Raw genomic sequence first — 8,171 nt, forward strand, 5'->3', positions numbered from 1 at the left:
GTACCAACCCTCGCGGCGGACCAACCGGCGGCCGACCCACGCGGCTGCCTGATCGTGGACACCGACGCCGGGCTCGACGACTTCCGTGCCCTGGCGATAATCGCGCCGCGCCGCGATATCCGCGCGGTCGTGGTCACCGAAGGCATCTCCAGCGTCCCCGGCGGATCAACCGCGGTATCCCTGTTCCTGGCCAGCCGCGGCCCGACGCCCCCGGTGATCCCCGGGCTGGCCTCCGCGACCCCACCCCCGTACGACTGGCTGCCCGCGGTCCGTGCCGGCGCCGAACGCCTCAACAACTTCCTGCACGCCGCCGTCCCCTTCGGCGGCAACCCCAACCGCCTCACCCACGATGTCGCCGCCGCCGTACGCGGCTGCCCCCGGGTCGACCTCCTCGCCCTCGGCCCCTGGAGCTCCTTCCTCCGCTACGCCTCCGCCCTCGGCCCCAACCTGCACGTCGTCGCCTCCGGCCGCCCCTTCGCCGAGAACAACCCCGACAACTTCAACTGCGAATACGACCTCCCCGCCTGCCGCGACGCCGTTTCCCCGCTGAACCGCAGTCGCGGCACGGTGTTCGTCGATCTCCCCGCTCCCGGTCCAACCCCCACCTACGCCCCGACCGAAGCCATGGTCGCCCAGTTCGCCGAAACCGGAATGCCCGGCCTGCTCCGCGCCGCACTCCAGGTCGACCCCGGCCAATGGCTCGAAACCCGCCTCTGGGACGACGCGGCCGCGCTCTACCTGCTCAGCCCACAATCCTTCACCCCGCAAGGCCAGCACCGGATCCCGGCAATCCCAGAAAACCAATTCCGCACCGCCGCGGTCAATGCAATAAATGCCACTTGACAACAGTCACCACACCACCGTCACCAGCAGGCCGGCGACGGCCGTAACGGTTGATTTGACATCGGCGATGTAGCCCGTGACTGTTGAGCGGACAGGACGTGCAGTGACCCAACCGGCGGCGCGGCGCAAACACACCTTGGATCTTCGGGTACCGCTGCGACCGGCAGCGGACGTCACGGAGCTGTATGAATGGGCCGAAAGATTCACGTGCGACACCATTGACTGGTACCTGAAGAAGAAGTACCGCAAGGCCCGCTGGTCTCGGGGACTGCGGGCGGGGGCGGCGAGCCTGGCGGCGCTCGGCGGCACGGTACCGGTAGCGGCGCTGGCGGCCGGCTATCCCGTGCTGGGCAACTGGGGTTTCGTGCTGCTGGCCCTGGCGGCCGGCTGCCTGGCCTACGACCGGTTCTTCGGATACTCGACGGCCTGGATGCGCTACATGTCCACGGTGATCGCCTTGCGCAGCCACTTGACTGACTTCCAGCTCTCCTGGATCAAACTGACCAACGCCGGCACACCTGCGGACCAACTCGTCGAGCACGTCCACAAATTCGTCACGCTGGTCAACGAGGCGATCCGGCGCGAGACCGAATCCTGGTCCAACGAGTTCAACTCGCAGTTCACCGACATGGAGTCGAACCTGACCCGGTCGCGCCGGGATGTCCGAAACAACAACGGCTAGCAGACCGGGAACTGGGAATGCTCCCGGCTGGACCGGGTAGCCGGCCGCGCCCAGGATGGTGGGACAGGACCCCGACCCAACCCTGCAGTTGGAGGACTGATGACCACATTTTCCCTGCGCACGCTGGCCGTGATCGCGAGCGCGGTGGCGGTGACCGCGGGAATGGCCGGTGCCGCGCCGACCGCGGTGGCAGCGGCCCCGGGCGAGGGCACCATTCGTGATGAGGGCGTGGCGCAGGCGGTCCCGGACAACTATGTCGTGGTGCTGGCCAACCGGGTGGCGACCACGGACGCGCGGACCTTGGCGGCGCAGTACGGCGGTCAGGTCACGTTCACCTATACCGCCGCGCTCAACGGGTTCGCCGTCACGACCACGGCCGGGCAGGCCAGAAAGCTCGCCGCCGATCCCCGGGTCGCTTACGTGGCACAGGATCAGAAGGTCAGCCTGCCGCCGGACACGCTGGGCAAACCGGTCAGCGCGAGCACCGGCGTAGGCATCGACACGTTCGTCCAGCCGAACCCGCCGGCCTGGGGGCTGGACCGGGTCGATCAGCGGTCGTTGCCGTTGGACGCCAAGTACTTCTACCCGAGTCTCGGTGCCACCGCGCGGGCCTACATCATCGACACCGGGATCCGCTTCACCCACCAGGAGTTCGGCGGCCGGGCGGTGCTGGGGATCGACGTGGTCGGCGGCGTCACCCCGCCGGGCTTCGACTGCAACGGCCACGGCACGCACATCGCCGGCACGGTCGGCGGCAAGACCGTGGGCCTGGCCAAGGGCGTCCAACTGGTCGCGGTGCGGGTGCTGAGCTGCACCGGCGCGGGCACCATCAGCCAGATCATCGCCGGCATCGACTGGATCACCCAGGACAACCGGGCCAACCCGAGGCCGAGCGTGGCGAGCATGCCCCTCGGCGGCGGCCTGTCAACTGCGCTCAACGACGCGGTGACCGCGTCGATCGCGGCCAACGTGCACTACTCGGTGGCTTCCGGTGGCTCCAACGCCAACGCGTGCAACTTCTCCCCGGCGAGCACCCCCCGGGCCACCACGGTCGGTTCGACCGACCAGAGCGACAACCGGGCCAGCTTCTCCAACTTCGGCCCCTGCATCGACCTCTTCGCGCCCGGCGTCGGCATCACCTCCGCCTGGGCCACCGCCGACGACGCCTACCTCACCCTCAGCGGCTCCACCGCCACCGCCCACGCCACCGGCGCCGCCGCGCTCTGGCGGCACAAGTTCCCCGCCGACAACGCCGACCAGGTCGCCGCCGCACTCGCGGCCAACGCCACCCCGGTCGTCGGCAACCCGGGCACCGGCTCACCGAACCTGTTGCTGTTCATGGGAATGATCCCGGTCTAGCGCGCGCCTCAAAGGGCGTGGGGCCGGGTACCGGGTGCGGCGGTTATCGAGGTGGCTGAGCTCAAAGAAGGCTGGGGAGGTGGCAGGGAGGTCGGGTTGGTCTTTCGGGTTCGGCTGGGCACCGGGGCGGGGAGGGGCTCGGGTGGATCTTGTCGGTGCCGGGGTTGGCGGGTCATGATCACTGTTTGGGAACGGAAGTGCTTGAAATTCGAGCATTTTCGTCCCGAATTGGTGATCATGTGGCGATGATCGCCGATCTGGGCTGGTGACCCGTGTCCAGCGCGGGGAGAACGCCCGAAACGGCGATCTTGGCGCCCGAACCGGCTGCCGCACAGGGTCCGCCGCCCCAGCACGCTGTGAAACAGCCTTAGGCGGTCTAGGGTTTCCGGCCCACCGCCGCGTGGATGATCCTCAGGGCCGGCCCGGTCACGACGTCGTCGGCCGGGTCCGGCCGCCACCGGGCCGTCGGGACGACGCCGGGCTCGATGATCTCGGTACCGGCCATCAACTCGGCGACCTGCTCCGGGGTCCGCGCCAGCCCCGGCAGGTTGCTGCTGTCGTAGAGCCGCTTGCTGGCCTCCGCCTTCGACCCCTGCAGCGAGCCGGTCGTCGCATGGGAGACCACCAGGTAGCTCCCCGGCGCCATGGCCTGCACGTAGCGCGCGACGGCCTCGTGCGGCCCGGCGGAGTCCGGGATGAAGTGCAGCACGCAGAGCATCAGCACGGCCATCGGCTGATCAAGGTCGAGCAGCCGCCGCGCCGCCGCGGAGCCGAGAACGGTATGCGGCTCCAGCAGGTCGGCCAGCACCACGTCGGCGTTGTCGTCGCCCTCCAGCATGAGCTGGCCGTGCGCCACCGCCACCGGCTCGTTGTCGACGTAGAGCACGCGTGCGTCCGGCGCGTACCGCTGAGCGATCTCGTGCACGTTGCCGACCGTGGGAATCCCGGAGCCGAGGTCAAGGAACTGCCGGATCCCCGCCTCGATGCAGAACCGCACGGCCCGAAGCAGAAACGCCCGATTCAGCCGCGCCGCGACCTCCAACTCCGGCGCCGCCGCCAGCAACTTGTCGCCCAACGCCCGGTCGTGCTCGAAGTTGCACGCCCCACCCAGCAGGTAGTCGTACACCCTGGCCACATTGGGCCGGTCCAGATCGATGCCCGCCTCAGCCCACTTGGGCAACTCGCTTGACACGACGCCACCCTACGGCGTCGGCCCGAACCACGCGGGTCCTACCATCTCCCGGTGGTGAACGGACGGCCGGGCCTGCGCGGGTGGCTGGTCGCGGCCGTGGCGGTGGCCATCCTGGGTGGGTTGGTGCTCATCTCCGCGCCGCATCCCGAGCCCACCGCGCCGCCGGCTTCCGGGCCAGGTCAGGGCACTCCGCAGGGTGCGGTCACGCCGCCCGTGCCGACGCGGTCCAGCACCACGAAGGCGGATCCCGGCCGCGCGGAGGCGGTCGCCGAGCTGCTGCGCCGGCGCGCGAACGCGGTGGCCCGGCGGGACGAGCGGGCCTTCCAGGCCGGCATCGACCCGACCGCGGCGCCGGAGTTCGTGTCGTCGCAGCGGGCGCTGTTCGCCAACCTCGCCGGCGTGCCGCTGGACGAGTGGAGCTACGTGGTGCGCGCCGAGGACCCGGTCGACACGGCCACCCTGCCGCGGTCCCCGGGCACCGACGAGCTGTGGGCGCCGGCCGTCGACCTGCGGTACTCCCTGCGCGGCGCGGACTCCGTGCCGACCGCCCGGACCATGGGCTACCTGTTCGCCCGCCGCGGCGGCAGCTGGTACCTCCGCTCGGACACCGCGCTCGACGACGCCGGCCGGCGGACCTGGCGCGGGCCGTGGGACTTCGGGGCGTGCACGGTGACCACCACGGGTGCCGGGCTGGTGCTGTTCCATCCCGGCGACGAGGCGATGGCCGACCGGCTGGCCCGCGAGCTGGACGCCGCGGTGGCCGCGGTCAGCGCGGTGTGGGGGACCGGCTGGTCGCAGCGGGTGGCGCTGCTGCTGCCGGCCAGCCTGGACGAGATGCGCGCGCTGGTCGGTCCCGGTTTCCCGATCGAGTCCGTGGTCGGGGTCTCGGTGGCCGACCGGGTGGACGCCGACCGGCACGCGGTGGCCGGGCAGCGGGTGGTGCTCAGCCCCACCGGCTCCCGGGTGCTCTCGGTGGCCGCGCTGCGGGTGGTGCTGCGGCACGAGATCACGCATGTGGCGGCGCGGGCGGACACCGTGGACGGCTCGCCGATGTGGCTGCTCGAGGGGTTCGCCGACTACGTGGGGTACCGGGAAAGCGGCATCACCCTGCCGCAGGGTGCCCCGGACCTGGCCGACCTGGTGAAGCGTGGTGGCCCTCCGCAGTCGCTGCCGGAGGACAAGAACTTCCACGTCCAGGGCCGTGACCTGAACCTGGCCTACCAGGAGTCCTGGTCGGTGGCCCGGTTCGTGGCCGAACGCCGCGGCGAGGACACGCTGCTTTCCTTGTACCGCAAGCTGGCCGGCGCCGGTGCGGGGTCCGCGAGCCAGACCGACGAGCTGCTCCGGCAGGTGCTGGGGCTGGACCGGGCCGGGCTGGTCGCGGGCTGGCGGCAGTACCTGGTGGACACCCTCGCGTGAGGTCACTCGGTAGGGTGCTCGGGTGCCGAGAACCCTCGTGGTGACCAACGACTTCCCGCCCCGGCCGGGCGGCATCCAGTCCTATCTGCACGCGCTGGCCACCCGGTTGCCGGCCCATGAACTGATCGTCTACGCACCGGCCTGGGACTCGCATCCGCGCTTCGACGGCGACCAGCCGTTCGAGGTGGTGCGCCACCCCGGCACGCTCATGCTGCCCACGCCGCGGGTGGCCCGGCGCGCCCGGGAGATCGTGCGGGCCGAGGGCTGCCGGTCGGTCTGGTTCGGCGCGGCCGCGCCGCTCGCGCTGCTGGCGCCGGGCCTGCGGGCCGCCGGCGCGGACCGGATCGTGGCCAGCACGCACGGCCACGAGGTGGGCTGGTCGATGCTGCCGGGCACCCGGCAGGCGCTGCGCCGCATCGGGTCCACAGTGGACGTTGTCACCTACGTCAGCCGGTACACCCGGTCCCGGTTCGCCTCCGCGTTCGGCCCGATGGCCGCGCTGGAGCACCTTCCGTCCGGTGTGGACACATCGACGTTTCGGCCGGACCCGTTGGCCCGCAAGGAGATCCGCGACCGCTACGGCCTCGGTGACCGCCCGGTCGTGGTCTGCGTCTCCCGGCTCTGGCCACGCAAGGGCCAGGACATGCTGATCCGGGCGCTGCCGCGGATCCGCCAGCGCGTCCCGGACACCGCCCTGCTGCTGGTCGGCGGCGGCCCCTACCACGGCACGCTGTCGGCGCTCGCGGCGCAGCTCGACCTGACCCCGCACGTGGTGCTCACCGGCCGGGTGCCCTGGGACGAACTGCCCGCTCACTACGTGGCCGGCGACGTGTTCGCCATGCCCTGCCGTACCCACGGCCGCGGACTCGACGTCGAAGGCCTCGGCATCGTGTACCTCGAGGCATCCGCCTCCGGCCTCCCGGTGGTGGCCGGCAACTCCGGCGGCGCCCCCGAGGCCGTGCTCCCCGGCGTCACCGGCCACGTCCTCGACGGCCGCGACCTCGACACCCTCACCGGCACCATCGCCGACCTCCTCGCCGACCCCGACCGCGCCGCCGCCCTCGGCGAAGCCGGCCGCGCCTGGGTCTCCGACCACTGGCAATGGGACCGCATCGCCGCCCGCCTCACCGACCTCCTGCACGGCGACCCACCCCGCCCGCTTTAGGGTCCTGTCGCGCCGCACAATGGTGACGGTGCGGCACGAATCGCCGCACGGGCATCACCCGGACAGGTTGAGGATTCGAATAAACTGCACTGCCGGGTGACTTGGGTTTCGATAGTGACCTCTTGGGTGTCAGCCTTGGCCTATTGGCGAACCCGGTCCCCCCAGGAGGTCGCTGTGACCACATGTCAATTCTCCAGATTCCTCAACGACTCGAATACGCTGCCCGCTCCGCGGGTACGGTGGCGGGCGGCGGCCGTCGCGACGCTGATATCCGTCGGGTTGGTCATCGCGATTCCCGCGATCGGCCAGGCGGCCACCGCCACCTCGATCTGCCTTACCGGAAAGCTGAACTACGACCACAACAACGCCGAGGCCGGAACGTCCAAACCCCTCGTTACACTGCCCGCGCGCAACGCCAACTGGGAACTGTGGGGTCGCACCGAATCGACCGGCTCCCCCCAGTGGCTGGCCAGCGGTATCACCGGTGTGTCCGGCGGCGAGTTCAACGCCTGTTTCGACACCACGACTCCGTTGCAGGACACGTTCGTCCGCTTCTACTCGGCCAGCACGTCGGTGTGGCGGGTAATCAAGAGCACCACCGACCAGACGCAGTACACCTTCGACACCGCGCACCAGGCTTCGGTCAGCGCCAGCAAGGACCTCGGCACCGTGAAGGTCCCGGCGTCGATGCAACGTGCCTGGAACATCGTCGACACCCTCAACCTGCTGTACTGGAATCGGGCAAACCCGTCCACCCCCTGCTGGACCAGGCATCAGGTCTGGGGCTCGTGCGACACGCTCACCTTCGTCTGGAGCCAGGACGCCACCACCGGCGGTTACTGGGATTTCGGCACCAAGTATGTGATCATGAACGCGAACCAGCCCGACTCCCAGCATTTCATCCTGCACGAGGCGGGCCACTGGTTCCAGTGGCGCCTGTACAATCGCACCTTTCCCGTGGTCACCGGGTGTAATCCGCACTATATCGAAAAGTCGAGTTCGACGTCGTGCGCCTGGACCGAAGGTTTCGCCGACGCCGTCGCGGCCTACGTTCTGGGCGACTATCGTTTCGTCTTCGACAACGGGACTTCGTTCAGCATCGCGAACGACCCGAACTCGCCCGGATGGGATCCAGGCGATACGGTGCAGGGCCGCGTCGGGGCCTCGCTGCTGGACTTCTGGGCGGCCGGCGGCCCGGACGGCGGAAACTGGGACCGCACCATTGACCTGATGTCCCGGGAGTTCAGCCAGGACTTCAAGGAGTATTTCGTCATCGACCGCCCGATCGCCGTCCCGCCGCTGAGCACCACCGGCGCGGCCAAGACGATCATCCAGAACCACACCATTTTCTACTAGACGTTCGGTGTGTTGGCCCTTGGCGTCGTCATATTGGTCGCTGAGGTTGCCATGTTGGCTCGTGGCGTCGCTGTGTTGGCTTGGGGCGTCGTCGTGTTGGCCGGGTGTGTGTCGGAGTTGCCGTCAGCGGTGTCCGGCGGTGTCGTCACCAGCCA

7 protein-coding genes are annotated in these 8,171 nt (G+C 70.0%); 6 read left to right on the forward strand and 1 reads right to left on the reverse strand.

From position 1 onward, the window contains the following. The 3 genes from VGR06_RS18410 to VGR06_RS18420 form a co-directional block, all read left to right on the forward strand. Positions 1–843 (forward strand): hypothetical protein (locus VGR06_RS18410; protein WP_327560318.1); only part of this gene is annotated, 843 nt, incomplete at its 5' end. Between the two features lie 103 nt (positions 844–946). After that, complete coding sequence (locus tag VGR06_RS18415) at positions 947–1,525, forward strand: SLATT domain-containing protein (RefSeq protein WP_327560319.1); 579 nt, start codon at positions 947–949, stop codon at positions 1,523–1,525. A gap of 99 nt (positions 1,526–1,624) precedes the next feature. Further along, positions 1,625–2,884, forward strand: a complete 1,260-nt coding sequence (locus VGR06_RS18420) for a S8 family peptidase (protein ID WP_327560320.1) — start codon at positions 1,625–1,627, stop codon at positions 2,882–2,884. Between the two features lie 376 nt (positions 2,885–3,260). On the opposite strand, the gene VGR06_RS18425 is transcribed toward VGR06_RS18420, so the two are convergent. Next, positions 3,261–4,076, reverse strand: coding sequence for an SAM-dependent methyltransferase (locus tag VGR06_RS18425; protein ID WP_327560321.1), 816 nt, complete (start codon positions 4,074–4,076; stop codon positions 3,261–3,263). Positions 4,077–4,127: 51 nt separating this feature from the next. On the opposite strand from VGR06_RS18425, the gene VGR06_RS18430 reads away from it, so the two are divergent. From VGR06_RS18430 to VGR06_RS18440, 3 genes are all read left to right on the forward strand, one after another. Further along, on the forward strand, positions 4,128–5,495 hold the full coding sequence (locus VGR06_RS18430; protein ID WP_327560322.1) for a hypothetical protein: 1,368 nt from the start codon (positions 4,128–4,130) through the stop codon (positions 5,493–5,495). A gap of 22 nt (positions 5,496–5,517) precedes the next feature. Then, positions 5,518–6,660 carry a glycosyltransferase family 4 protein gene (locus VGR06_RS18435; RefSeq protein ID WP_327560323.1) on the forward strand — a complete coding sequence of 381 codons (1,143 nt, stop codon included), beginning with the start codon at positions 5,518–5,520 and terminating at the stop codon, positions 6,658–6,660. 174 nt (positions 6,661–6,834) lie between these two features. Then, on the forward strand, positions 6,835–8,016 hold the full coding sequence (locus tag VGR06_RS18440) for a metalloprotease (protein ID WP_327560324.1): 1,182 nt from the start codon (positions 6,835–6,837) through the stop codon (positions 8,014–8,016). The last annotated feature ends 155 nt before the right edge of the window (positions 8,017–8,171 follow it).

It is taken from the genome of Actinophytocola sp. (genome assembly GCF_036002505.1).
Taxonomy (GTDB): domain Bacteria; phylum Actinomycetota; class Actinomycetes; order Mycobacteriales; family Pseudonocardiaceae; genus DASYTH01.